Origin of the sequence: Rhizobium mongolense subsp. loessense, assembly GCF_900099775.1 — a bacterium.
GTDB classification, from domain to species: domain Bacteria; phylum Pseudomonadota; class Alphaproteobacteria; order Rhizobiales; family Rhizobiaceae; genus Rhizobium; species Rhizobium loessense.
The window spans coordinates 422,768-449,193 of record NZ_FMTM01000005.1 but is presented as its reverse complement, the minus strand read 5'-3'; the positions used below and the strand labels follow the sequence as shown (position 1 = coordinate 449,193).

Genomic DNA, 26,426 nt, shown 5'->3' with positions numbered 1-26,426 from the left:
GGCGTCGCCCAATCGCAGCTTTATCCGTCGATCGCGCTGTCCGGCTCGATCTCGCCGACCTGGGTCAACCCGGCCAGTGGCCGCGGCGGCGGCCTGACCACCTGGTCCTTCGGCCCGACGCTCAACCTGCCGATCTTCGACGGCGGCCGCCTGCGCGCCAATGTCGACATTGCCAAGTCGGACGCCAAGACCGCCTATCTCGCCTGGAAGGCAGCGGTGCTCAACGCCGTCGAGGAGGTGGAGAATGCGCTGTCGGCGGTGCGCCGCGACGCCCAGACGGTGGAAGCGCTGCGCGCCCAGGTCAAGACGACGCAGGAATCGCTGGAACTGTCGACGGCAAGCTACAAGGACGGCGCCTCCTCGCTGCTCGACGTGCTCGACGCCCAGCGCCAGGTGTCGCTGGCCCAGGCGAGCCTGGCGGCGGCCGTGCAGCAGATGGCCAAGGACTACGTCTCCCTCAACGTCGCCATCGGCGGCGGCTATGCCCCGGGCGGCAAGGTCAACTCTGTCTCCGCCACCGTGGCAAAGGGACCCACAAAGAGCTGATAAAGCCAAAGGGGTTGTTTGCGGGAGGGGCGATTCACTACCTTAAGGGCGACCACCGATATTCCCCTGCTAGTGTAATATGCTCCCATCCGAGCGGCGAGACGTGAGGCAGTAGAGCCAGATCGACCTGCTCACCGCGGGCAATTTGGTCGGAGACGATTTCGCCGAGCTTCCATGAGTTCCAATAAATGATGATGGCAGTGAGCAGATTGAGCCGGCAATGCGGTGATGCCGTCCCTCGGACGAACGGTCTCGGATTTCTCCACGCCGGTTGAAGCTGACAGCTCGCTTGAGGGTATGGTGGGCTTCCCCCTTGTTCAACCCGATCTGAGCCCGGCGCTGCAAATCAATGTACCTCAGCCAATCGAGCGTGAATATCGAGCGCTCCAGACGGACAACTTCTCTGAGAGCCCGCACCGTCGGTGAAAGCAGCTTAGGCGCGAAGCGGCAAACGAAGGAATAACAGAAGGAAGTCTCACCCCAGCAATTGCAGCAAAATGGTAGGCGATGGTGGAACGGTCATTCCGTCGCTTCCCGAACCTGGTGTGTGGACCGGCTTGGCTTCGGCCAATGTCTAGGAGCCGATGAGGTGAGAAGTGCGCGAAAATCCATCGGGGCTCGCGGCGACGACGTTGTCCAGCCGCATCATGAAGCCGGTTATACGTCAGCAGTTGTGACCGACGATCTTGATCTAGCCGACCTGTTGCAATGGGGCGGGGTCCATACGTCCACATATGCGGCAAGATCAGTGCGGACAGGTCTGCATTTCTGATTGAACGGGTGTGGTTTCCACAACCTACTCCTTCCGAGCGAGTGCTTTACTCAGCCTCACTCTGCCAGAGCGCCGGCCGCTGTTCACTCCTCATGGGATCTAAAGTATATTCAGCAACATGAGCGGCCAGCCGCCAATCTGGCTACGCAACCCACCCGATTGGCGGCTACCATTTGCGTACAGAATTAAATATCAATCTTGATCTTTGAGTATATATCGACATTATGGTGTCGCGTTTCTAATCTGCAATCTCTAGCCATTCTTTAAATATCTATGACAATATGTTATAAAGCGCACAGGGTAATTCCCCTAAAGGTGGTCGCATGAGAATTCTTTTTATAACGTCATTTCCTCCATTTCCGATTGATCGCACTGGAGGTGGCATTAGATCAAGACTGCTTATCGATGCGCTGAAAAAGATAGGGTCGGTTGGTATCTTTTACCTAAATTACAGAGGGGCAGATCATGACATCTCACATGAACTGTCTCCGCTCTTCGCTGATGGTTCGTTGATGTTGGAGCAATCTGTTAAAATCGGAGGCCAAGGAAAAATCTATGCACATGCCGATAAGGCACTTCGCGCGTTAGGAATGATATGGGGCAGAAAGCTCGCTGCGGCAGGGCTGCGGGTAGACATTGGCGCGCGTAAAGCGATCGAAGACCTAGTTGCCTCCAAAAAGTACGATCTTGTGGTGGCTAGGTTGAGTCGCCCGACGGCCGTTTCCGGCTTACTTGATGTCGACAACATTCCCCTAATAGTTGATGCCGATGATTGGGAACCCAGTCGCGTGACCACGCAGCTCAATGTGGTTCCATGGTATAATATCCTTGTAAGAGCATATCTGCATCGTATGCTCGGAGGAGCAGAGTATCTGGGTCAACGGATACTAGAGCGTGCTGACCACGTTTTTCTCGCTTCGGAGACGGATACGGCGCTTATATCAAAGATTACTGCAACAACATTGCCTAATCTTCCGCTGTCGAATGATGGAGGTGAAATTGTTCGGCTTTCTCAATCTAACGCGAAATCTCGTATTTTATTCGCAGTTGGTCAGTGGTCCAAGGCACAGAACTCAGATGGTATGTCGTGGTTTATAGAGAATTCTTGGCCTCTAATTCTGAGGAAGGTTCCAGAGGCTAGGCTTCGTATCGCAGGGAGTGTCTCTGATGCTTTGTCCAAAGTTTGGAAACGCCGAAAAAACCTGGATCTTCTCGGGTTCATAGATGATTTGACACCTGAATATGAACAGGCGGCAGCGGTTGTGGCGCCGATTACTTGGGGCGGTGGAACTAAGATCAAGGTTTTGGAAGCGTTGGCCTACGGACGTGTTCCTGTTGGGACGTCTCATGCATTTGATGGGCTGGCTGATGAGCCAATTTTGAATGACGTTGTTGTCAAAAGTGACGATGCAGAAAAGCTCGCGGACGGTGCTGTTAAATTGCTATGCGATCATGATTTTCGGTCATCACAAGAAATCATGACGTTGAAATATTACGGCGATAATTATTCAATTTCTTGCTTTAACGAAATAGTGGCGAAAACTGTGAAAAGTGTTGTACCTGCCCCCCGTGATAGCGGTGGGGTGGCCACGAAGCAAAAACGGTTTTTCGGCCCTACTCGTTAGTTCGATCACAAAAATCGACGATCTGCTTACCAAAACTCGGTCGAGTATAAACGGCCGCGCTACCACGTGCACCTCGGCGTCATGGATCAATCAGGTCGAACGCTGGTTTGCGGAACAGACCCGCGGGCAGCTACACTTCGACAATGCCGCTCGATGCTGACATCCGAAGCTTCATCGAATGCCATAACGAGCACCCGAAGCCTTAGAGACTGACTCGAAAAGACGTCAATAAACATAGTATCTTGCGAGGCGTCGGGTTAGGACGCGGATGTGGGCGATGATGATCCACGCTTCTGCGGAAGCGATGGATTTCTCCCAATCCTTGGCCAATCTTCGGCACCTTCCAAGCCATGCGAAGGTGCGCTCCACGACCCAGCGACGCGAAGGACTTCGAAGCCCTTTGACGATCTGGAAAGTGAACGTAGCCATTTTTTGCAGCGCCCCGCAGCTTCGGTCCGGCATAACCGCCGTCGGCGAAGATATGCCATGAAAACAAATGCGGCGCGACGGCGCGCGGCCAAGGAAAAAGGACCCGTCCTGCCTATTGACGAGCCCTTCTCCCTTCATCGGAGGAGTAATGAGACGGTCTCGCAAGGATGATACCGCTCTCAAGCATCAGATCACGGATTCCCGGTCTTGAACATTTCTACAAACGGATTACCCGCCCTACGCCCGGGTACGCTCCATGACGATCGCGCACGCGCTTCCTGTGCCGGAAGAAGGAGAGGAACCGCCCCGCTCGGCTATCACCCAAAGGGATTAATTGATTTCGTGCAGGAGTATGGCATCCTTGCGTCGGGATCGGGGGCAGTACCGAGTAGAGCCAATTCCAAATGCGGCAGCTAATACTCGCGGGCTAATGACCGCGAAAAGCTCCTTGCGGAAGGGCTCGCTTCTTTTCTGAAGCGAGCCCGGCTTTTTTGGCCCCAAGAATATCGAGCAGTTTTCAGTCTTTTACAGAGTAACAGGGTCCCCGCTTGTGGGGCGCCGGGGACAGATTCTCTTCCTTCTCGGCCATCAAGCATCGAAGCTCGGCTCCTTCGCAGGCGAACCGCGCATTCCACCCCTTACCAAGGTGGCACTCGAGATGGCACCGCCCGCAAAAGCATGTAATGCCTTCACAGCAGTTCGGGGAGTTCAACAGTAACCACGCACGATCAATGCATGAAATCCCTGATCTTGTAGGCAACCTCCGTCCGGTTGGTGGCATTCAGCTTTTTCATGATGTTGCGGATGTGAACCTTTACTGTACTTTCGCAAAGCTTCATTTCATACGCGATGATCTTGTTGGCCTTGCCGCGCAGCAAGGCCTCCGCCACGACCGCCTCACGCGGCGTGAAGAGTTCATCGGTGCAGTTCATGCCGTTGCTGACAGCACTGATCACGTGCCTTGCAGCAAGAATGCTGCTCGCGGGAATGAAAATTCCCCCAGCCTGTGCCAGGCCGATCGCTTCTGCAGCAACGCCAATACTCACAGTGGTGGGTATGTAGCCTCGGGCGCCGTATTCCAGCGCTTTGAGGATTTGCGAAAGTTCGTCGCTTTCCGCCCCCACGACGACAGGACTGGATTTGAACTTCTCGGTCAATTTCGCGATCGCTTGGCCCACATCGGCATCCGTGATCTTCTTTCCGCCGATCATCAACAGGATGACGGCAGGATCATGCTGGATATGCTGGTTCTGCCAGTCCTCCAGCGAATTGGCGGAAATGATGTTCAAGGCCGGTTGATACTCGCGCAGACTGCGTGACAGGCACTCCCGGTCAAGCGCCCGCGAATCGATCAGCAGCAGGTACTCCGCATGCTCTTCCGTCGTGACGAAATTCGCCGACGACAGACTCCGTACCGGATCTCTCGCCTTCAAGGAAATGAGGCGGGTTGTCCTTGCGATACCAGTATTTTCGTTGGTTATTTGTTGCCCGTTCATAGCCGACTCCTACTCTCAACAAAATTGGCAGCCAAAACTAGAGACCAATTTGAAATACATACGCTTTACTTGCAAATCATACGATTAGATCAAACTTTGGGGCCTGATCTAAAGTACTTTTACAGTCGTATGAAATCCAAACGCCCAACATTAAACTTGCATTAATTATAAATGTCGGCATTAACATATGTTAACCACTACTCATAAAAGATCACATCTAGAACTTATTTCTTACGGCACAACAACATTGCACCTAATCACTTTAGCCACAAAGAGCTACGAATATTGTGAATAACCCTCATATTTTATAGAATTATCCACAGAGATGCGCTGCCGGCTCTTCTTTCGAGTAGCCCCAAAACACCTGGAAGTATTTTAGGAATTTACAGCCGGCGCTCCGCCGGCGCCGCCAGGTAGCTGGGATCGAAATCGACCAGTTCCTCGAGTTTCTTCCTGTCGAGGAATTCGACGACGCCACTTTTGAATACAAGCAGGCCGCTGAGCCGCATATCCTTGAGGACGCGATTGATATGGACGGTCGAAAGACCGACGGCATCGCCGATTTCGGCCTGTGTCAGCGGACATTCAAAACCATCCGCCGACTCGTGCTGGAAGACACCCAGCCGGACGGCCAGCTCGAGAAGAAGATGCGCCGTCCGGGCAAAAGCATCGCGGCGCCCGATATTCGCCATCCTTTCGGTCAGCCGGGCTTGACAGCGCACCATCTCCAGGAGTAGCGCGCGGTGCAGGTCGTTCGACGCGCTCTCGGGCTTTCGATCGCCAAGCGCCGGCAGCTCGTAGATGCGGATGTTGGAGAGCGCCTGCATCGTCTCGCGCGACAATTCCGCCGAAGCAGTCCACACGATATCGCCGGGAAGCGAAAAATCGGACACCATGCGTGTGCCATTTGGAAGCAGCTTCCAGGTTATTATCCAGCCGCTGACAAGATAGAAGATGCGGGCCCGGCGATTTCCGACCTCGAAGATCGTTTCACCGGCTTGGTAACCTCGGTACGCCCCCCCCGCAAATTCGCGACGCTTCAGATGACGACTTGCCGAAAGCTCATATTCCGCGGTGGTCAGTGTTACCATTCCCCAAACCCCGTAAGCGAACATCCGCTTTGACTGAACAAAAGTATAATCTTAAGGTTGGAAAATACACAATATCATGCGTCTTTTGCCATGTCGCTTACTCCATATTGCTTAAGTTGCTTGGGAGTTGCGGTGATGCAGCCTGCCGCAGGACTTTACGCGCATACATTGAATCTTTTGCGGGCGACGGGAAACAACGCTCCGCTGTGATCGGCAATCCAGGGACCATCTGGTCTTTCAAGCGGAGTTCAACGAGGGCCGATCGCAATGCCTCGCACGTCGTCCGACATCGGATATTCGCTGACCAGGCCCGGCCGCAGCGCAAATCGCAAGCGCCGCATTCCCGTTTCCGCACAGTCCATCGTCAGATTATATCTTTCCTGATCAATACCTTGGGCGAGCGCGGCTTTTAGAAGAGCAGGAATTTCGCTCACCGTTACATACTCTTCATCCACAAAATAGGCTTCGCGCCCGACGGAGCGGAAGAAGCCCTCGACCTTTTTATCCCAGCTAAGTCCGACATGCGCAATGCGCAGGGAATAGGCGGCGATGCAGGCGTGGAGGCGATGGGAAACGATGGCATCCGCGGCATTCAGCAGCTCCAGCAACTCCCCTACGTCCGCAGGCCGATCGGCCAGATGGAGTAAGCCTGAAGTAAGATGACGTACCATCGAGCCTTCGTTCACGATCGTCCTCGCGAAAATGTGATCTTCCGTGGCGCCGTTGCAGAACAGCATGACGCTGAATCCGTCCTCGATCAGCGCGTTTACGAGCTTGTGATACCCAACCGCGTCCCCAAGCGGTATCGGGCCTGTCTGGCTGGCATGCCGCGTGAGCACGACCGGTTCCGTGACGCAGATGGCGACTGTCGTTCCTGCGCTCGGTACGCGCGTCGTATCGGCTATCTGGGCAATCAGGAGCCCGGGATCAGGGATGATATCCGGAACTGGACCGACCGGAAAATGACGACGCCAGCTATCGTAAGCGAACCTGTCGCGTACCGAGACGTGCAGCAGCCGCACGCCGCCTATGCGGGCGAACAGTCGCCTGGCTGGCACTGACCAATCGGAGCTTACGCCGACAGCATAAATCGCAAGCGGGCGGTCGAAGCGACGAACACAATCCAGAACTGTTCCGATCTTTAACGGGAAATTCAGGTCGTCGTCCTGGAAAAGATTGCCGCCTCCGATGACGACTGCATCCGCCGCGGCAATCTTCCGTTCCCATTCCCCACGCAGCCGCCGGAGAGCTCGCCCGACGACGAACCCGACAGCCAGCCGCCGCGCAGGCTTTGGCAACCTTTGAAGCAGCTTAAGCAGATGCCGGCGCCGGCCGCTGTTTGCACCGCCGAACCCGTGACGACCGGCAAGATCGACAGTCTCCACCTCGATGCCGCCGCCCGTTTGCGAAAGGCCGTGCTCGATGCACAGAGCCAATATGCCGTCGCCAAGGTTCTCGCTGTATTTGACGTTGAAGACGACGATCTTGAACGGCATCCTGCTCATGACCGCCTCTCCTGTAAGCTCATGGTATTAGAGGTCGAGACCTTCGCTCGGAGCGGATAGGGCGCAGTCAGGGCGGTCGTGGCGCCTGCAAGAATGTAGATCATCAGCCCGAGATCATAGACAGTTGCGGATATGGAAGCCGTGACCAGCACCGCCAGGATCCCCATTTTCGCGGCGCGTATCGCCGCACCGCATTCATTCAACTGCGACGACCCAATGGGCGGCTTCAACGACATTACGGACCATATGAACAGCGCGAACAAAAACGCGCCGAGCACCCCCATATTGGAAAGCAGCACCAACACGAAGCTGGAAGCCCGTGCACTGCCCAGCCCCGCACCGAAACCTAATGTGTCGCGGAACGTCTTGTAGGCAACGGCATTCCAGTCCGCACGCTCTTGTCCCGACTGGCTGTCGGCTTTCGAAAACAGCATCTCGTCAAAGAAGCCGGCAACGCTTGCCGAAAGCCCGGGCAGCGTCGCCAGGACAAGAAACACGATAAGCGGGGCCGCCGCGACCGAGCCGGCGATAAAGAGCGTTGGCTGGTGAGATCGGTCGGCGGGCGACCGGAAAACCGATCGCAAGAAAAGGACCGGAACAATTATCGCAAGGCCGATAAGCCCTGTCGCCGATGTCGAAAAGAGCAATGCGATGAACAGAAGCCACGTCAAAGGGCCGATTGCCCGGCCACGGACGCCTTCGAGCCAGAGGCTGGCGATGATGGCAAACAGCACCAGCGTATAGCCAGCAAATGCCGATGCTTCCGGAAAAGTCCCCGAAATCCTTTTCAGCCCGCCTTTTTCGGCAGCGGTCAGCAGCGCGTAGTTTGCCGTCCTGACAAAGCCGAGCAAATATTCCGTTCGAGTGAAATAGGTGACGATATCGGCCAGTGCGAAGCTCAACGTCACCGTCGCGGTGACCAAGACGGCTTTAATCAGATCGTCGTGTGCGCCTGCGCGTCTGAAGAAGGCAAAGGTGCTGGCGAAAGCCACCAGGCCGCCCACGGCATAGACGGTCTGCGTTATATTGCTCGACGAGGCACGCAGCGGCACGAGCGAAATTATGTTTCGCAGGCCGACCGACCGCTCAACGATCATGGTTTCCGTCATTCCTTGAAACACCCGCGGAAAGAACAATGCCGTAAACAGTCCGAAGACCGTCAATACCAGCAGGATGAATCCAGCGCGCGACGGAGAGACTGCAGCGAAGAACTGTCCCTCCCCGAATGCCATGAAGATGCGCACAACGAAAAACAGCAGAAGGAGGTTGGGCACCAGGATTGACGCTCCGCCCATTCCGGGCAGCGCAATGGCTGCCGCCGCGCCGAATGCAGTCGACAGCATCATCCATGTGAAGGAATGCCTGACCGGGGCGAACACCAGAATTGCCCCCAGCAGAATGGTCATCAGCCCAATGAATTCGACCCGCATCCACCGCACCCAGTTTTCTTCAATAGGAAAGCTATCATGCGCCGAAGCGGCTTGTATTTACGTCCGCCTTAAGCCCTTTGCGGTAGTCCTTCGGTCGAATTGAGCCCTTTCCCGCGAAAGTTCGCGTCGGTACGGTCCGCGGCATGAGAACGTTTACGCCCAAAACCTGTCTTCGTCGTACAGGCTGGCCGCGATCGTCTGGCCGCCGGCTGGGCGTCGTGATTGCTGCCGCGCTTCTGTGCGCCGGCCTGGCACATGCCGAAGACTGCGTGCCCGGGGACACCGGCGATCAAATCGATACCGAGGAGATGAAGCTCACTTTCGAAGACAACTTCGACGATCTCAGCGTGTCGGCCTGGGGGCCTGGAACCCGCTGGATCGCTCATACGCCGTGGTCCGGCGATTTCGGCGGCGCCCGTTTTGCAAATCCCGAACTCGGTTTTCCGTTTGTCATCACCGACGGCGTTCTGCGCATCGAGGCGGCCCGCAACGCCCAGGGCGATTGGCGTTCCGGGCTGCTTGCCTCCGTTGACCCCAAGGGAATTGGCTTTTCGCAGTGCTACGGATATTTCGAGACGCGCGCCCAGCTGCCCATCGGGCCTGGCGTGTGGCCAGCTTTCTGGCTGATTGGCAAGGACAGGTCGAAATCGACTGCCGAGATCGATGTTCTTGAATTCTACGGAGACAAACCGGAAGGATATTCTTCGACCGTTCATGTCTGGCACCGCGGTGGCGGGCATTATTCGGATTTCTCGCGTATCGAGGTGTTCCGCGACGCAAGGCCCACCGACTTTCATACATATGGCGTGAAAATAGATTCCGAATTCATCCGCATGTATTTCGACGAGAAGCTGGTCTGGAAAACTAAAACCCAGCCGGAGCACCGCCAGCCGATGTATATCCTTGTCAATCTGGGACTGGCGAAAGACGCTGGCGAAATGGACGTTCCCGATCCTTCCCATATGTTCGTGGATTACATCCGGGCTTACAGCGTCAAGTGACGCTCCGCATTGACGGAGGCTCACCCCGCATCCAATCAATTACCCGCTCGCATTCAAAAGAAACGTATGTATCACAAGGCGTTAGCAGACGTGCGCGGGCCGGCTTCCAGATGGGACAGGGTATGGGAAAACCGGCCCTCTAAGACTTTCGTGCACTTGCTGTCATCCCAATGATCAACTGGCGATTTTCCTCGATCATGAAATCCTGTCTCCTCATTCTTTCGATTGGACGATCTCCTGCAGGGCAATGATTGGGGGCAAATCAGTGACTGATCCGGCGTTTCTTGAAACGAACGAAGCCGATGTTGTTGTGTCATATGACCGGGACCGCTCTCTCCAAGACATCGTACGTCAACAGTCTCGCATCGCTCCGCAGGCGACGGCAATTGTCTTCGGCGACGAGCGTCTCACCTACGATGAGCTCGACAGATTGTCCGACGCCCTGGCGGTGCACCTCGCGGAGCTTGGAATCGGAAAGGGCGATGTCGTGGGCATGCTGCTTCCGCGCGCGCTCAATACCGTCATTTGCATGCTTTCGATCCTGAAGGCCGGCGGGGTCTATGTACCGCTCGATCCGGCCTATCCCGAAGAGCATCTCGCCTATGTCGCCGCCGAGTGCGCCCCCAAGGTTGTCTTCGTCGATGCGGCATCCGCTTTAAGGGCTAGCTCCGTCCCCGACCTGCGCGGCACGATCATCGATGCAGGAGTTGTGATTGGAAGGCTCACACACAGCGCCGTCGCCAAACGACGGGCCATCGAGGTCACTGGCAGCGACCCGGCTTACATCATGTACACGTCCGGTTCCACGGGCCGGCCGAAGGGCGTTACGATTGCCCACCGCAGCATCGCGCGGGTCGTTCTCGATCAGAACTATATCGATTTCAGACGTGACGACGTCATCCTTCATGCCGCTACAATCGCCTTTGACGCGACAACCTTCGAAATCTGGGGCGCGCTGCTAAACGGATGCACACTCGCCGTCATGCCCGATGCCGATTTCTCCCTGGCGCGCCTGGCAGGCGTCATGCGTGACACCGGCGTCAGTATGACCTTTCTCACCACGGGGCTGTTCAATCTCTTCGCGGACTATGCAGGGGGCGATCTGCCGAGACTGCGCCATGTGCTTTTCGGCGGCGACGTGGGCTCTCCAGTGCATGCCCGGCGATTCCTCCAGCGCTATCCCGGCTGCCGGCTGAGCAACGCCTACGGCCCGACCGAAACTACCGTGTTTGCAGCGGCCTTCACCGTACCGCCAGACTTTGCGGAGACAGAGCTGCCGATCGGCAAGGCGATCGCCCATACCGGGATCTGCATTTTGGACGAGGAATTGCGGGAACTTCCGCCTGGCCGCGAGGGGCAGCTTGCGATATCCGGCGACGGCTTGGCGATCGACTATTTCCGTAGTCCGGAGCGCACCGCGGAGAAATTCGTCATGGTCGCCACGGAGGCCGGCCCGAAACGCTGCTATCTGACCGGCGATATCGCCCTTCTCCAGCCCGACGGCACGGTAAGCTTCAAGGGACGCCGCGACCGGCAGGTCAAGATAAACGGCAAGCGCATCGAGCTTGACGAGATCGAGACTGCCCTCAGGAACGACCCGGCACTCTCCGACGCCATCGTTCTCTGCCACCTCCAGGGTCCCGCCCTGAAACGTATCGTCGCCTATCTGCGCCCGCGCGCGGAAACTGCGCTTAGCGATCCGGCTTTCCCACAAGAGGTCATGTCGAGGCTGCGGGCCACACTTCCGGTCTACATGATTCCGAGTGCCACCGTCGTGGTCGATGCATTCCCGCTCACCCCGGCCGGCAAGGTCGACCGCGCGAGCCTCCTCCCGCCACCGGTCGAGGCCGCCCGGCCCGATGCGGAAGCCGTGGCAAGCACACAAGCGGAAACGCTACTGACGCAGCTTTGGAGCGAGGCGTTGGGTGCCGAAGGGATCGATCTCGACAGAAACTTCTTCGATCTCGGCGGTACCTCTCTCCAGCTTCTGCAGGTGCATGCGGGACTGGAAGCAAGGCTCGGACGCGCCGTGGATGTCGTCGCACTGTTCAAGCATTCGACCATCCGCGAGCTTGCCCGCCATATCGAGGGCAAATCCCAGAACACCGCGCGATCCATCGCCGCTACCCAGCGGGCGGCACTGCAGAGGAAAACCATGTCCCAGTTCCGAAGGAGCGCTTCATGACGGGAATTCACGAAACCGCCCGCGCCGATCTCGATCGAATTGATATCGAGGACGATCAGGGTCCGGGCGGCATCGCGATCATCGGCATGTCCGGGCGCTTCCCGGGCGCATCGTCCGTGGAAGCGCTTTGGGAGCTCGTCCGTGATGGCCGGAATGCCTTTTCGATATTCGCGCCGGACGAAATCGAAGATAGCTTCACCGACGAAGAACGCGCCGCCGCAAATTATGTCGCTGCCCGCCCGCATCTTCCGGACGTGGACATGTTCGACGCCGAATTCTTCGGCATGTTTGCACGCGAGGCAGCACTCACCGATCCGCAACATCGCGTCTTCCTGGAAATCTGCTGGGAAGCGCTCGAAAACGGCGGCTACGATCCGCATCGCTATCCGGGCATGATCGGCGTCTTTGCCGGCTCGTCGATGCCGACCTATCTGATCAACAACGTCCTTGGCGATCGTGCCAAAGCCGAGGAATTCGCCTCCAATTATCAGATCGGTTGTTTTCAGCAGCTCGTTGGAGCGCTCAACGACGCGCTCGCGACTCGTATTGCCTACAAGTTCGATCTGCGCGGCCCCGCCTTCACGCTGCAATCGGCCTGCTCGACCTCGCTGCTTGCCGTGTCACAGGCCTGCCAGAACCTACAGACCTACGCTTGCGACATGGCGCTCGCTGGCGGCGTGTCCATCACGCTGCCGCAAAAACGGGGATATATCTACCAGGAAGGCGGCATGGCTTCGGCCGACGGCACCTGCCGGCCGTTCGATGCGAACGCGGATGGAACCGTCTTTGCAAGCGGCGCAGGCGTCGTACTCTTAAAGAGGCTGGAAGACGCGCGAAAGGACCGCGATCGGATTTTCGCAGTCATCCGCGGCTACGGCATCAACAATGATGGGTCCGACAAGGTCGGTTTCACCGCACCGAGCGTCCGCGGACAGGCCGAGGCGATCTCCGCCGCCCTTGCAAATGCAGGAGTGCCAGCCGCATCGATCGGATACGTCGAATGCCACGGGACAGCGACGCCCCTGGGCGATCCCATCGAGTTCGGCGGCCTGAAGGAGGCCTATCTCGACATTGCGGACGCGCGGGAGAGCTGTGCGCTCGGTTCAGTGAAGGGCAATGTCGGGCATATGGACTGTGCTGCAGGCGTATCTGGTCTCATCAAGACAGCGCTGATGCTTCATCGCGGGAAGATTCCGCCGATGCCCAACTACAGCCGCCCCAACCCTCGGCTTAATATCGAGGAGAGCCCCTTTTATATCCCCACCGAAATGATGGACTGGCCGGCACAGGGACATCCGCGCCGCGCAGGCGTTAGCGCCTTCGGCGTCGGCGGCACGAATGTCCACGTCATTCTCGAAGAAGCGATTGGCGAAGCCCGCGAGACATGCTCGGACGTCACCAAGCCGTACATCCTGCCGCTGTCGGCACGCAATCCGGCAGCCTTGTCGGCTATGCGCGCCAATCTCAGCGCTCACTTGACCGAGCGTCCGGAGATTTCGCTCGCCGACGTCGCCGCAACGCTGCAGAACGGCAGATGCGAGTTCAGCCATCGCTTTGCGATATCGGCGCGGACCGTCGAAGAGGCGCGAGAAAAGCTCGGCGCGGAACGCACTGTGGATTCCATCGCCTCGGACGCCCCTCCGGTCGCGTTCATGTTTCCGGGACAAGGCGCGCAATATGTCGGCATGGGTGCTGGACTCTATGAAAGCGAACCGGAATTCGCACGCTGGATCGACAGGGGCGCCGAACTGCTGAAGCCTATGCTCGGCCTTGATCTTCGGATTTTCATCTGCCATTCCGGACCGGTGCCGGAGTCAATGGCTGACGAGCAGCGTAACACGCGCATCGCTCAGCCATGCCTCTATCTCGTCGAATATGCGCTGGCACGACTGTGGATGAGCCGGGGCCTCAGGCCCTACGCGATGATCGGCCACAGCGTCGGCGAGTTCGTAGCGGCAACGCTTGCCAACGTGATTTCGTTCGAAGATGGACTCCGGCTTGTCTCCAGCCGCGGGCGTCTCATGCAAAGCCAGCCGCAAGGCGCGATGGTCTCGGTTCGGGCCGACGCGCAAACCGTCTCCGCTTACCTGAAAGGCGATGTCGAGATCGCCGCCGTCAATGCTCCGAAGCTGGCGGTGATCTCCGGCCCGTTCGCGGAGATCGACGAGGTTTGTTCAGCGCTCGAAGCTGGCGGCATTGCGTTCAGCCGCCTACACACGTCGCATGCCTTCCATTCGCCGATGATGAACGAGGCGGCAGCCGCACTTTACGAGGAAACGGCCAAGGTAACCTACGGAACCGCAACGGTTCCGTATATCTCTTGCGTGACCGGAGACTGGCAGACGGCGCAGCAGGGCACTTCGCCGGATTACTGGGCAAGACACTGCCGCGACGCCGTTCATTTCGCCGCTGGCCTCGCGAAGCTTTGCGACGGCAGGAAACCCATACTCCTGGAGGTTGGTCCAGGGCGGACGCTCTCCGTATTTGCTTCGCAGACCGTTGCACGGGACAATATGAATACCGTGATCCAGTCTCTGCCCGAGCACGATCGCGCGCCCGAAGCTGCCGATGTCTTCGCCGGCGCCCAAGGCAGATTGTGGATGGCTGGCTGCGTCCTCGAATGGCCGGAACTGCCCAACGGCGCAACGGCACACCTTGATCTGCCGGTCTACCCGTTCCAGCGCCAGCGTCACTGGATCGATGCGCCTCCATCGGCGCGCCGTAATGCAGGCTCTTACGCGATGTCTCGCTCCGAGCTGCAAATCGTGGTCGAACCTTCGGCTGCGATCCAAATGCCGGCAACTGTCAGCGTCGCTCCACCGAACGCCCCCTCTTCCGCCGATCGTATCCCCGCGCTTGAATGCGAATTGCTGGCCACTCTCACCGAGATGTCAGGCAATGCATTGAGCGGGGCTGACGTCGCGGCGACATTTATCGAGCTGGGCTTCGATTCCCTCTTCATCGGACAATTCGCGCAGAGGATCGAGAAAGACTACCGCGTCAAGATTTCGTTCCGCGATCTTCTGAGCACCATTCCGTCGATCGCCAACCTGGCGAAACATCTCGATGAGAAAATGCCGGAGAAAGCGCCGGCAGCGTCTCCGCCGCCTGCGGCGCATCTTCTTGCACCGGTGGCGGTTTCTGCCGCGCCAGAGATGCCTCTTGCACCTTCCCCTTCGCCGTCCGAATCGATGGGCGAAGTGCAGGCCATGATTCAATCGCAGATTCAACTGCTCCAATCACTCTTCGCCCAGCAGCTCCAGTTGCTGCAATCCTCGGCGACCTCCACACCGATGGCGGTTGCAGAAAGCGCCGCAGCCGTAAACCTGGCGCAGGCGGCACTAGCGATTGCTCCGGCTCCAGCTGCTGCCCCGTCCGAAGCGGTAGATGCGTCGGTCACGCCCGCAGAAAGGCTGCAATCCGTCCCGCTGACGGAAGCTCAGACGGAGATCTGGTTGGCAGCCCAGACCGGCGATGAAGCGTCCTGCTCCTTTAACCTGTCCATTTCGCTTACACTGGACGGCGAGTTCGACGAAGCTGCCTTTTCAAAGGCACTGAGCCTTGTGACGGATCGCCATGATGCGCTTCGAATCCGCTTCAGTCGCGCTGGCGATTACTTCCGCTTCGCCGACGATTTCGCGCTGAAGGCGCCGCTGGTGGATTTCGCCGGCCGGCCCGACGGCGAAGCGCAGCTTCGGGAGATGCTCGACGAGGATGCAAGAACGCCGTTCGACCTCGTCGACGGCCCGCTTGCCCGCGCCTTCATCGCGCGTCTGGCAGTCGACAAGCATGTCTTCGTCTTCAGCGGACACCACATCATCTGCGACGGCTGGTCGATCAGTGTGCTTCTCGACGAGCTGGCGGCAGCCTATGCGGCTTTCCGCAACGGCGAGACACCGCAATTCGAACCGGCGCTCTCCTTTGCCACCTACGCGACGAAGCTTGCGCCCTCACCCGAAAAATCCGAGAAGGACGAGCAGTTCTGGCTCGATCAGTTCAAGGAGATTCCGGAGCTGCCGGAACTGCCGCTGGACCGGACGCGGCCCGAACATCGCAACTTCGCGAGTGGCACCTGCACGGGCTACATCGACGGCGATGTCTACAAGGCGCTGAAAAAAGCTGGGGCGCAGTCCGGTGCAACGCTGTTTTCAACCTTGCTGGCGATGCTGCAGGTCGTCGTCTCCCGGCTTTCCAGGCAAGAGGACATCGTGATCGCGGTTCCTGCAGCCGGTCAGAACCTGATCGGAGAAGCGATCCTCTTCGGCCATTGCGTCAATCTCCTGCCAATCCGCCAGACCGTCGCATCCCAAACGTCCTTCTGCGACCATCTGAGGGCAACGCAGCGGCTTGTTCTGCAGGCGGTGGAGCATCAGTCCTGCACCTATGGCACGCTCGTGCGCAAACTCGGCGTGAAGCGGGATTCGCGCCGCCTGCCATTGACGGAAATCCAGTTCAATCTGGACCACACCGCAGCAGATCAGCCCTTCGGGAACCTGACGGCAAACATGGCCAACAACGTGAAGGGCTTTTCCAATTTCGACATGTTCTTCTGCGCGTTTGAAGAAGAAAACGCCGTTCGCATCGATGTCGAATACAATGCGGAGGTCTTCGACCGATCGACAATCGAGCGCTGGATCCAGCATTTCGCAACGCTCGCCGAAGCCCTGTCCAAGAACATCGACGTCGAGATCTCGAGGCTGCCGTTGTTGAGCGAAGACGAACGCGGCTGGCTGATCGATGGCTTGAACGACACGGCGGCAAACTATCCGCGAGATGAGCACGTGGTCTCCCTCTTCGCCCGCAAGGCGTCGAAGCAGCCCGATGCGATTGCAGCCGAACATGGCGGCCGCTCCATCACTTACGGCAGGCTGGAAGCCCGCTCCAATCAGTTTGCCCGATATATTCAAGAGGCGATTCCCGAGCCCGGCCAGCGCATCGCCCTGCTCGTCGACCGGTCGCTAGACATGGTCGTGGCGCTGCTGGCGATCATGAAGGCCGGACACACCTACGTGCCCATGGATCTTTCCCATCCTGAGGAGCGCCTCTGCCAGACCCTCGACGTCGCGCGCGTCGGCGGCCTGATATGCGACAGCGATGCCATGGCGTCCCTCGCCCCCGCAAACATTCCCGTTATTCGCATCGACGAGGAAGCAAAGGCGATAGGCCGAATGACCAGCACAGCGCTTGACGCTCTGCCGCCCGATTCCGCTGCCCCTGCATATGTCATCTTTACCTCCGGCTCGACCGGGGCACCCAAGGGCGTCGAAGTGTCCCATCGGGCGCTGACGAACTTCCTCCTCTCCATGGCGAAGGAGCCCGGCTTCACCGATCGGGATACGATCCTTGCGGTGACGACGATCTCGTTCGATATTGCGGGGCTCGAGCTCTACCTGCCGCTCATTACCGGTGGGAAGATGGTGATTGCCGACCGGCAACAGGTGCAGGATGGCTTCGCCATTGTCGATCTCGTGGAAAAGAGCGGTGCGACCGTGCTTCAGGCGACCCCCACGCTCTGGCAGATGCTTGTCGAGGCCGGCCTCGAGGACAAACGGCACCTGAAGATGCTGTGCGGCGGAGAGCCCATGCCGAAAGAACTCGCCAAATCTCTGCTGAAAATCGGCGGCGAGCTTTGGAACATGTATGGCCCGACGGAGACGACGATCTGGTCGTCCGTCGCGCGCATTACCGACGCTGAGGCACCGATCACCATCGGCCATCCGATTGCCAATACTCAGCTTTACATCGTCGACCGCAACGACGACATCGCGCCCATCGGCGTCACCGGCGAGCTGTGCATTGGCGGCGAGGGCCTGGCGAACGGCTACTTCGACCGGCTGGATCTGACCGAGAAGGCCTTCGTTCCGATCTCCTTCGGCTCGAACCGACCAACTCGGCTCTATCGGACGGGCGATGTCGGACGCCGCCTTGCCGACGGTTCGCTGCAACTGCTCGGACGCCGAGACCAGCAGATCAAGCTCCGCGGCTTCCGCATCGAACTCGGCGATATCGAAGCTGTCGTTTCGAAGGCTCCCGGCGTGCGCCAATGCGCGGTTGTCGCTGCGGAGAAAAAGGCTGACGGCAAATTGCTCGTTGGATACATCGTACTGGAAGCAGGCGCCGAGCCGAGCGCCGCCGAGCTCTCGGACTTCGTCACGGCGAAGCTGCCGCGCTACATGGTGCCGACCTACTGGGTGACCGTCAGCGAATTGCCGCAGACAGGCAACGGCAAGCTTGATCGCAAGACGTTGCAGCAGCGTGGAATTCCTGCCCATGTCACCGAGGCTAAAAAGACCAAACCGCGAACTCCAATGGAAGTGCAACTTGCGGCTATTTGGCAGGACATACTCGGGAGCCAGGATATCGGCGTGGATGACAATCTCTATGCGCTTGGAGCCGACTCCCTCACGATTTTCCGCATGGCAGCGCGCATGCTGGACGCCAATCTCCCGCTCGAAGCCAAGCACCTCTTGCGCTACCCGTCTATCGCGCAATTGGCCATGTTTGCCGAACAACAGATCCGGCGGCGAGAGAAGCTGTCCAAACGCCTGTCCTCAATGTGGTGCAGCGTCTTGAACGTTGACCAACTGCAGCCTGATGACGATTTCTTTGCCGTCGGCGGCAACTCCGTTCTAGCAGCAAAACTCCAGGAAGAAGTAGAGGCGGCCTACAAGATCGTTCTAAATCCCGAAATGATTTCCAAATTTCGGACATTCCAGGATTTCACGGCAAAAATCGCCAAAACACTGGAAGGCGTTGACACGGATTCGTCCCTTTGGGAATTGGTGACATGCAAGACAGGCAGCAGCGATGCTGTTGTCTATACGTTCAATCATCCATTCCTCTATTACGCGCTCGCCACCGAGATTGACGACAGCATTTCCGTTCACAACCTGAACATGTTCAGCGCTGATTTGACGAGCGCACCGGCGGACATGTCGGTGGAAGAGATAGCCAGACAAGCGATCGAAGCAATGAAAATTCCGGTGGGAACCCGTCGTTTGGCCCTGGTCGGTCTGTGTGTGAACGGCATTTTGGTCATGGAGATCAGCCGGCAGTTGCGCGAAAGCGGTATAGACGTGCGCTGTACCGCTGCCATCGATAGCTGGTGTCCCACGTTTGTATCATCGCTGCCCAAGAGCCGCCTAATGTGGTGGCAGACGGAGAGGCGTGCGAAGCGGGTCTTGCACTTCACCAGCAAGCTGGTGAAGGGGGACATTACCGCCCTGGACTATTTCAGGCACTTCAACATATCGTGGAAACTGATGCAGCTTCTTCACGTGAAAAGTGCCGAACCTTTGGAATCAGATCGTGCCAATGCGATGGTCACGGCGTTCATGAATTCCGCAGCCGCGCATCACAATGACCCGGCGATCAGAGATTCATCAATTGTCCTAGTGCGCAGTCAGGCGCACAATAGCCGGGCACGAAAGTTAAGGTTCGGCTGGCGGAACGCCGTCGCCGAGGACACGCCAGTGCTCGACCTGGAAGGCTGGCATGAGGACTCGCTGATAGATTCCGGCAAGGCCCTGGCAAACCTCATATCCGCGCGCCTTGAAGTCTCCTCGGACGCGTCATCAGGCGGAATAGCTCACTGAGTGCAATCCGTCAGACATTCGTCAGTTTCCGGAGGCCACGTGGATGGGAATGGCAGCACACAGACCTTTGAAAGTTGCGGTCCTGGCAAAGTCGAGGGATCGGCTCGAAGCATGGCAATTGATGGTGCTTGACCGGCTTGCGTCCGAGCCTCTTTTTGATATTGCAAGCATCATCTTGCATCAGGCGGCACCTACGGTTCGGGTGCCGAAGCTCTTCGGACTCGAGGCTCGTCTGGAACGCAGGTTCCTTACCCACGAGACCCCCTATCTGCCGAAATCCTTTTCGCCGGAAACCCAGCGGTTCGACGACATGGGATCGCGCGATTTAGAAATGGCGGAGAGCCAGGACATCCTTCGACGCCTGATGCAGGACCTCGAAGTAGACATCGTCATTCGTATGACGCCCTCGGGCCTGCCATCAGGCGTAAGTGATGCGTTGCCGTTCGGAGAATGGGCGTTGAGTTGCAGCGATCAGGTCTCGGACAATGTCGACTGGTTCGCCTATCGTGGCACAATTTCGAAGGCGGCATCGGTTGAACTCTTGCTTTATAAATCCGGAACACCAGACGGTAGCGTTGACATCATCGCGACTTCCTCCTTCAATACCAAGACAAGTGCTGCGCGCGTTGCCGCCTCCATAAAGGAGCGCGGCGTGACCTTGCTTATGCGCGAATTGAGACGCCTTGCCGAAACGCGGCAACTGCATGTGATCGCCCGCCGACCCATCCCGGCAATCCCCCCGCCGTCCGCTTCAGACCTTGGCCGCTACGTTGCGACGCTTGCTGGCGACCTCGCCGCACGTTGCATCAAAATGTTGAGAAAGAAGCTTCATTCCGGTTCGTCCGTTTGGGCCCTCTATACCGGCGGGGGCCACATCGAGGATTTCGACCCACAGCAATCCGTTGAAATTCCGCCAACGATGAACGAGATCAAGGCGGATCCGTTCCTTTTCGAACACAAGAACGAATGTTACCTCTTTTGCGAAGCCTATGCGGATGGCCAGAAGAATGCCCACATTGCCGTCGGGCGCTTCCGCGGAGACAAGCTCGAACACCTCGGAATAGCCTTGCGTTGCGAGCACCACCTTTCCTATCCCTTTGTCTTCAAGGATGGCGAGGATATTTTTATGATGCCCGAGCGGCACCAATCGCGCCAGATACAGATCTGGCGCTGCGTCGAATTTCCCCTGAAATGGGAATTGTACTCGACGGCGCTCGAAGGCAGGTCGGCCGCCGACAGCGTCCTGATGCATCATGGAGGAAAATGGTGGCTTTTCACCAATCTGTCGGATTTCCACGACTATGAAGATCACTGCAGCGAACTCTATGTCTTCGAGGTCGACGGTCCAAAGCTCGAGCGCGTGACGCCGCACCGGCGTAATCCGGTCGTCATAGACAGCACGCTGGCGCGAAATGCCGGACGCATGTTCGAACGCGGCGGCCGCCTCTATAGGCCGTCGCAGCGCAATGCCTACGGCATCTACGGATATGGACTGAACATCATGGAAATCGACGAGCTGAGCCTCGACAGCTACAGCGAGCGGTGCATACGAACGATTACGCCGGACTTCAAGAAAGGCCTGCTTGGCTGCCATCATTTTGATGCGGCGGCCAATCGTTACGTTCTGGATGCGCGCTTGACATGATAAACAGGGCGTTTTCGTCCTGATAGTTCAAGCTGACATGCCTTCCGCCGGTCAGCGCCGCAAGAGTCCCGACAAATGGAGGTGGCATTTCGAGGTCGAACAGACTCCAATCCGCCGGCCTATTCCCATCTGCATCCAGGCGCTCAAGGCGCGGCGAAGGACTATCGCCAACGGTGACGTCGAATGCATCCAGAGGAAACGAGAGACCGACGCCGATCGCCTTGACGAAGGCTTCTTTGCGTGTCCAGACGGAATAAAACGCCCGACGATACTCTGCGGCCGGAAGTGCGGCGAGGCTCATTTCCTCCTTCGGCGACAGGAAACGGCTGACATTGTCTTCCTTCAGGGGCCGGACCTCTTCTATGTCTATCCCGACCTGGTAGCAGCTTGATACCGCAAGCGCCGCCATCCCGCCGCAATGGCTGAGGTTGAAATGCAACATCCTGCCGTTCGACGCTGCGATGCGCGGCTTTCCATACGCATTGTAGCTCAGGTTAAGGCGGTTAGGTTCGATCCCGAGGTAGCTTCCGACAATTCGGCGCAGCCCCGACCGACCTGCAACGAACCTGCGGCGATCACGCTCGTGAACAAAACGCGCTGCCGTATCGAGCTCGCGGGCCGTCAATGGCGTTGCGAGATAAGGTGCCTGCGAAGTGCTCGCTTCCTCCAGGTTCCATATCCAGATATCGATGACATCAGCGCTCAAGCCGTCACGCATTATCCCCACCCCCTGCCGACAGATTTTAGAGAGCGATCAGGACCGCCGTTTGTCTGCCAGCCAAGCTCAGAATGGCAGCAGGCGTCACCTGCACGGAGCACCAGTTTGTCTGGTCTGCGGCCCGACAGGCAAGCTATCCAAAGTCGGTAGAGAGTTACGCTTATGGGCACCTTGGCCATGCTCCGGCCTTCGCCGTATTTTGGTAATCTTCAAAGTGCCGGCACCGATGGAGTAGTATTAATGAGTTCGCGTGAGCCATCGTCGCTATCCAGCCTGACGGCAAAAGCCGGCACCTGGACGGTCGGCAGCAAGTTGGCTTCGAAGGCACTGGATTTCATAACGCTCCTGTGTCTCGCCCGGCTGCTCGGCCCATCGGATTTCGGACTGGTGGCTATGGCGATGTCCTCGGTTCTCATAGCCGAGGCAATTTTCGAGATGCCGGTTGCCGCCGCACTCATCAGAGACCCCTCGCCAACCAAGGATATGTTCGACACGGCTCTGACGATCGGCCTGACAAGAGGTCTGATCGTTGGCATGCTGCTCTGTGCGCTCGCCTATCCGCTCGCATTGTTCTATGACGAGCCGCGGCTGACCACCCTGATCTGCGTGCTTTCGCTGGCGCCTGTCATGCGCGGACTTAAGAGCCCGAAGCTGATACTTTTTACGCAGCGCTTCGATTTTCGCCCAGATTTCATCCTGGAGGCTGCGGGCAAGATAGCCTCCTTGTGTGCCGCCGTAGCCGTGGCCTTGTATACCGGAAGCTACTGGGCGATCGCGGTTGGCACGGTTGTCGGCCCGATGCTGATGATGATCGTCTCGTATATCTATGCGCCACAGAGGCCAGTTCTGTCACTCAAGGACTGGGCGATATTTGCGCCCATTGTCGGATGGTACATGCTGTCGCAAATTCTCCAATCAGTGAACTGGCAGCTCGAAAAACTCCTCCTGCCCCGCTTTATGGACCTGGTTTCCTTCGGCCGCTATTCCGTTGCAAGCGACATTACTGCCGTTCCTTATCAGTCGGTGGTCCAACCGCTCTTCAGGCCGTTTCTCGTCGCATTCTCGCAGATTCCGTCGCATGAAAAGCTTGGTGAAGCCTATCTGCGCGCCACAAGCACGATCGTCTTCCTGGTCGCGCCGGCGCTCGTGTTTCTGTCGATCCTTGCGGATGTGGTCGTCACGATATTGCTTGGGCCTTCCTGGCATGGTGCCGCCTTCATCCTCACATGCCTGCCGCTGATCGCCATCATCAGCCTTCCCACGGCACTCGTGAACTCCATTTGCTTTCTGGCCGACAAGATGCATCTGATCGTCGTCAAGAACGTCATCGAGCTTTGCTCCAAATTGATGCTGATCTGCTCGCTCGGATATGCTTACGGGCTCTATGGCATACTGGCCGGACAAGCGATCGCGGCCGCGATAAGCCTCACCACTTCACTTGCCATCGTCCGTGCATCGATCGGCCTGAGCCTTGTCCGGCAAGCCAAGGAAGGGGTCAAATACTTCACGCCGATCTTGCTGATGGCGCTCTGCCTGGTGCCGGGGATCTATCTCGGCGACTCCGTTGACCATCCTCTGCGGCAGTTGTGGCTATCGATTGCAACGACCGCCGCTGCAGCGCTTGTCTATCTTGGCAGCATGTTTTTCATGGCCCGCATGTCCTCGTCAGAAGGACTGCATCAATACGACTTCGTCATGCAATATCTGAGAAAGAGGTTCAGGCCGGCCATTTAATGGATGCAGTTCGGCCGGTTCGATCAAGTCACGGAATAATCTATCGGTTTCTCTGATCGAAAGGCGCAAGCCGCTGTCAAATACAGCCTCTGCTGTCCTTATGTTTCAGGCCATAAAACCGCTGTTAAAGCCAAGTAGACTTGTGAGATACAGGAGAATCGCCATAAAAGGAGCACAACCGGACGCATAACTGGCATGTCGATTGACATTCATGCTTGCTGTTGCCTTCGTCGAAGCGAAGATCATTTTGCGGGCAGTTCAGTTTGAAGTTGCGCGAAGCAAGGCGTCTAAGCCCAACCAGTTTCGAAGCCAAGGGTCTTGGTGTTGAAACGTCGGCAGGAGGCCGGACGGATGCATTCAAAAGTCCCTTTCGAACGCACGCGTTCGCCCACCGCAAAAATCGTTCTGCGGTGGGCGGCCATTCTCTTTTGCCTGGTGATATGGGGCGCCGTGATGGCATTTTTCATCTGGTAGATTCGTTGCGCGCGAAAAGAACGATGCCGATCGTCTTCCAGATAATCTTCAAGTCAGCCGACATCGAGCAGCTATGATAATAGTCCACGTCGAACTGCACCCGTTCATCATAGGTCGTATCCTTGTTCCGGTGCACCTGCCATAGACCGGTAAGGCCAGGCGTCATGGCGAGATAGTAATGGATCCGACGGCCGTAACGCTCCATTTCGTCGGCCACGATCGGCCGCGGCCCGACAAGGCTCATTTCGCCGCAAAAGACGTTCCAGAGCTGCGGCAGCTCGTCGAGGCTCGTCATCCGGAGATATTTTCCAAGCCAATGGACGCGCGGGTCGTTGACCAGCTTCTGGGTTTCATTCCATTCGGCGCGCCGCACGGGATCGCTGGCGAGAATGCTGGCCAGCCGCGCATCGGCGTCCTTCCGCATCGAGCGGAATTTCAGGCATGGGAATGAACGGCCGTCGCGGCCGACGCGCTCGTGTCGGAATATGAGCGGCCGCCCATCAACCAGCAGCAGGGCCACCGCGATGAGCGCAAAAAACGGCAGAAAGAAAACCAGAGCCGATCCGGAAATCAGGATGTCCCCGGCACGCTTCAGGCGATAATCTCTCGACGTCGGCCGTCGTAGTCGAGCCGATTGCCCGTCCTGAGCAACGCCATCAAAGAACGATAGCATTTTGAAACCCCGTTTATGTCTCAACCCACAGTTAAGGTTGGCAGTGTCGGCCAGAATAGACAATTGACCAGAACGGCTAAGCCTTAGTCAGATAGAAGTAGGCTCGAATACCGATGGCGGGACCATTGATTTATTCACCTCTTAAAACTGTCGATACACGATGAGACGCAACCGCTTTCAATAAGGGTATCTGCTTGAAGCCGTTCAATTAAATGAACGGACGGCGATAGGCAGCGGATCGATTGCCGGATCGTTCAGGTAGCCGGCCCGCAACACCAGCCAAGCTCGTTCGCGCCAAGATCCGCCCGTAGAGAGCGATCAGCGCTTCGCCCCAGGTTTCCGGCGAATGAGCAAGCCCGGGCGCCCTGCTGAGGCCGTTCAAGCTCATGGAGCGTACCACTCCATCATCGGCTGCGAGCCGTCGCATCGCCGTCGCCAGCGATCCGATGTTCCCCGTCCTGAATGTCAGCGCGCAACCGAATTCCTCAAGCTCGTTTCCCAACAAGGCGGCGTCCGGCACAATGACGGGAATTCCGCTTCCGATCGCTTCCACGGCCGCAAGCGCGAAAGGTTCCGGCACGCGCGACGACACGACGATGGCGCGCGCATTGCGCAGCAGTTCGTGCATCTCCCCTTTCGCTTTCCAGCCGTGGACGACGACTTCAGGATAGTCGCGTTCCAATATCGACCGGCCGGCGCCATCGCCAATGATCTGGAGCCTCACATTGGCAAGGCGCGCTGCCCGCGCGGCATCCTCGAACCCTTTCTCCGGTTCGAGCCTTCCCACGAAGAAGAAATCCCGCATCGTCCAGGGTTCGGCCCCTCTGCACAGAAACGGCTCCACCGGATTGCGAATGGTCTCGATATGATCGGTGCAGATGCCGGCGCGCTCGAAATATTCACGCATCCGCTGATGCACGATGACGATATTGGCCGGGAGCTCGTCCGTCGGATAGAGCCGCTCACGCAGCAAGTGGCGTGCAGAACGCCAGATCTTCTCGTGATAGCCGCGTTTGTCGCATTGCGTCATCATGCACGGCACCGACATCGGCGTGAGCGTGCAGACGGTGTCTTTCCGGTAGTTCGCAAAGCCGCCGTTTGGGCAGCACAGGAAATAATCGTGTGCGTGCAAAACCACGCGCTGGCGTACGGGCCACAGGGCCTGGAAGATGGAAGGCGAAAGGATCTTCGACCATCCATGGACGTGATAGATGGTCGAGGCCGTGTCAGCACTATCGATGACCTCGCGCACGGCATCGAGCGCCTGCCTGTTGTAAAGCCCGTTGATCGAGGCTGCGATCCGCCCCTGGGCGGTGAGCGGTGCGCCGCCGAGATTGATAGTGTCGTCGGCCGGCAGCTCGCTTCCTGCCGCGTCGCCCGCCAGATAGGTTACGGGAATGCCGGCGCGTTTGAGCAAATGCGCCGACAGAATGGCAAGGTTGGAGGCTCCCCCGACCTTTGTCGAACGGTCATTGATGACGACAACACGATCGGGATAGCGCTGCAT

General features: G+C 57.8%; 14 protein-coding genes and 3 pseudogenes. 8 read left to right on the top strand and 9 right to left on the bottom strand.

Annotated features, from left to right (window positions below; genetic code table 11):
• The coding region (locus BLP23_RS19415) for a TolC family protein (RefSeq protein ID WP_167363941.1) at positions 1-546 on the top strand (546 nt) is incomplete at its 5' end.
• A 37-nt stretch (positions 547-583) separates the two neighbouring features.
• On the opposite strand, the pseudogene BLP23_RS19410 reads toward BLP23_RS19415, so the two are convergent.
• Positions 584-957, bottom strand: a pseudogene (locus tag BLP23_RS19410) (Tn3 family transposase); the annotation flags it as partial.
• Positions 958-1,641: 684 nt separating this feature from the next.
• Between BLP23_RS19410 and BLP23_RS19405 the strand changes: the two are divergent.
• Positions 1,642-2,943: a glycosyltransferase gene (locus BLP23_RS19405; RefSeq protein WP_092586463.1), complete on the top strand. Its 1,302-nt coding sequence runs from the start codon at positions 1,642-1,644 to the stop codon at positions 2,941-2,943.
• A gap of 64 nt (positions 2,944-3,007) precedes the next feature.
• Positions 3,008-3,146 (top strand): annotated as a pseudogene (locus tag BLP23_RS33255) (IS630 family transposase); the annotation flags it as partial.
• Positions 3,147-3,168: 22 nt separating this feature from the next.
• On the opposite strand, the pseudogene BLP23_RS35340 reads toward BLP23_RS33255, so the two are convergent.
• The 5 genes and pseudogenes from BLP23_RS35340 to BLP23_RS19380 all read right to left on the bottom strand — a co-directional run.
• Positions 3,169-3,327 (bottom strand): annotated as a pseudogene (locus tag BLP23_RS35340) (transposase); the annotation flags it as partial.
• A 773-nt stretch (positions 3,328-4,100) separates the two neighbouring features.
• Positions 4,101-4,868: a LuxR C-terminal-related transcriptional regulator gene (locus BLP23_RS19395; RefSeq protein ID WP_092586462.1), complete on the bottom strand. Its 768-nt coding sequence runs from the start codon at positions 4,866-4,868 to the stop codon at positions 4,101-4,103.
• Positions 4,869-5,251: 383 nt separating this feature from the next.
• On the bottom strand, positions 5,252-5,959 hold the full coding sequence (locus tag BLP23_RS19390) for a Crp/Fnr family transcriptional regulator (protein WP_092586461.1): 708 nt from the start codon (positions 5,957-5,959) through the stop codon (positions 5,252-5,254).
• A 248-nt stretch (positions 5,960-6,207) separates the two neighbouring features.
• Positions 6,208-7,464 carry a polysaccharide pyruvyl transferase family protein gene (locus BLP23_RS19385; RefSeq protein ID WP_092586460.1) on the bottom strand — a complete coding sequence of 419 codons (1,257 nt, stop codon included), beginning with the start codon at positions 7,462-7,464 and terminating at the stop codon, positions 6,208-6,210.
• Positions 7,461-8,894 carry an O-antigen ligase family protein gene (locus BLP23_RS19380; protein WP_092586459.1) on the bottom strand — a complete coding sequence of 478 codons (1,434 nt, stop codon included), beginning with the start codon at positions 8,892-8,894 and terminating at the stop codon, positions 7,461-7,463. The genes BLP23_RS19385 and BLP23_RS19380 overlap by 4 nt, the downstream gene beginning before the upstream one ends.
• Before the next feature lie 143 nt (positions 8,895-9,037).
• Here BLP23_RS19380 and BLP23_RS19375 point away from each other — a divergent pair, with 143 nt between their 5' ends.
• The 4 genes from BLP23_RS19375 to BLP23_RS19360 all read left to right on the top strand — a co-directional run bounded on the left by BLP23_RS19375 (position 9,038) and on the right by BLP23_RS19360 (position 21,320).
• Positions 9,038-9,895: a glycoside hydrolase family 16 protein gene (locus BLP23_RS19375; RefSeq protein WP_092586458.1), complete on the top strand. Its 858-nt coding sequence runs from the start codon at positions 9,038-9,040 to the stop codon at positions 9,893-9,895.
• 265 nt (positions 9,896-10,160) lie between these two features.
• Positions 10,161-12,080: a non-ribosomal peptide synthetase gene (locus tag BLP23_RS19370; RefSeq protein WP_233426766.1), complete on the top strand. Its 1,920-nt coding sequence runs from the start codon at positions 10,161-10,163 to the stop codon at positions 12,078-12,080.
• Positions 12,077-19,675: a hybrid non-ribosomal peptide synthetase/type I polyketide synthase gene (locus BLP23_RS19365; protein ID WP_092586456.1), complete on the top strand. Its 7,599-nt coding sequence runs from the start codon at positions 12,077-12,079 to the stop codon at positions 19,673-19,675. The genes BLP23_RS19370 and BLP23_RS19365 overlap by 4 nt, the downstream gene beginning before the upstream one ends.
• A 49-nt stretch (positions 19,676-19,724) precedes the next feature.
• Positions 19,725-21,320, top strand: coding sequence for a glucosamine inositolphosphorylceramide transferase family protein (locus BLP23_RS19360; protein WP_233426765.1), 1,596 nt, complete (start codon positions 19,725-19,727; stop codon positions 21,318-21,320).
• On the opposite strand, the gene BLP23_RS19355 is transcribed toward BLP23_RS19360, so the two are convergent.
• Complete coding sequence (locus tag BLP23_RS19355) at positions 21,244-22,038, bottom strand: 4'-phosphopantetheinyl transferase family protein (protein WP_092586454.1); 795 nt, start codon at positions 22,036-22,038, stop codon at positions 21,244-21,246. The genes BLP23_RS19360 and BLP23_RS19355 overlap by 77 nt on opposite strands.
• 240 nt (positions 22,039-22,278) lie before the next feature.
• On the opposite strand from BLP23_RS19355, the gene BLP23_RS19350 reads away from it, so the two are divergent.
• Positions 22,279-23,772: an oligosaccharide flippase family protein gene (locus tag BLP23_RS19350; protein WP_167363939.1), complete on the top strand. Its 1,494-nt coding sequence runs from the start codon at positions 22,279-22,281 to the stop codon at positions 23,770-23,772.
• A gap of 463 nt (positions 23,773-24,235) precedes the next feature.
• Here the strand turns inward: BLP23_RS19350 and BLP23_RS19345 are convergent, their stop codons facing one another.
• Together BLP23_RS19345 and BLP23_RS19340 are read right to left on the bottom strand one after the other, a co-directional pair.
• Positions 24,236-24,919 (bottom strand): sugar transferase, encoded by a 684-nt coding sequence (locus tag BLP23_RS19345; RefSeq protein WP_092586452.1) that lies wholly within the window; start codon positions 24,917-24,919, stop codon positions 24,236-24,238.
• A gap of 208 nt (positions 24,920-25,127) precedes the next feature.
• A complete protein-coding gene (locus tag BLP23_RS19340; protein ID WP_092586451.1) occupies positions 25,128-26,426 on the bottom strand; it encodes a glycosyltransferase family 4 protein in 1,299 nt (432 codons plus the stop codon).

What these genes read in the sequence shown, in the direction of transcription:
- BLP23_RS19405 (WP_092586463.1), top strand. Translation starts at nt 1,642, where the DNA reads ATGAGAATTCTTTTTATAACGTCATTTCCTCCATTTCCGATTGATCGC.
- BLP23_RS19395 (WP_092586462.1), bottom strand. Translation starts at nt 4,868, where the DNA reads ATGAACGGGCAACAAATAACCAACGAAAATACTGGTATCGCAAGGACA.
- BLP23_RS19390 (WP_092586461.1), bottom strand. Translation starts at nt 5,959, where the DNA reads ATGGTAACACTGACCACCGCGGAATATGAGCTTTCGGCAAGTCGTCAT.
- BLP23_RS19385 (WP_092586460.1), bottom strand. Translation starts at nt 7,464, where the DNA reads ATGAGCAGGATGCCGTTCAAGATCGTCGTCTTCAACGTCAAATACAGC.
- BLP23_RS19380 (WP_092586459.1), bottom strand. Translation starts at nt 8,894, where the DNA reads ATGCGGGTCGAATTCATTGGGCTGATGACCATTCTGCTGGGGGCAATT.
- BLP23_RS19375 (WP_092586458.1), top strand. Translation starts at nt 9,038, where the DNA reads ATGAGAACGTTTACGCCCAAAACCTGTCTTCGTCGTACAGGCTGGCCG.
- BLP23_RS19365 (WP_092586456.1), top strand. Translation starts at nt 12,077, where the DNA reads ATGACGGGAATTCACGAAACCGCCCGCGCCGATCTCGATCGAATTGAT.
- BLP23_RS19360 (WP_233426765.1), top strand. Translation starts at nt 19,725, where the DNA reads ATGGCAGCACACAGACCTTTGAAAGTTGCGGTCCTGGCAAAGTCGAGG.
- BLP23_RS19355 (WP_092586454.1), bottom strand. Translation starts at nt 22,038, where the DNA reads ATGCGTGACGGCTTGAGCGCTGATGTCATCGATATCTGGATATGGAAC.
- BLP23_RS19350 (WP_167363939.1), top strand. Translation starts at nt 22,279, where the DNA reads ATGAGTTCGCGTGAGCCATCGTCGCTATCCAGCCTGACGGCAAAAGCC.
- BLP23_RS19345 (WP_092586452.1), bottom strand. Translation starts at nt 24,919, where the DNA reads ATGCTATCGTTCTTTGATGGCGTTGCTCAGGACGGGCAATCGGCTCGA.
- BLP23_RS19340 (WP_092586451.1), bottom strand. Translation starts at nt 26,426, where the DNA reads ATGCAGCGCTATCCCGATCGTGTTGTCGTCATCAATGACCGTTCGACA.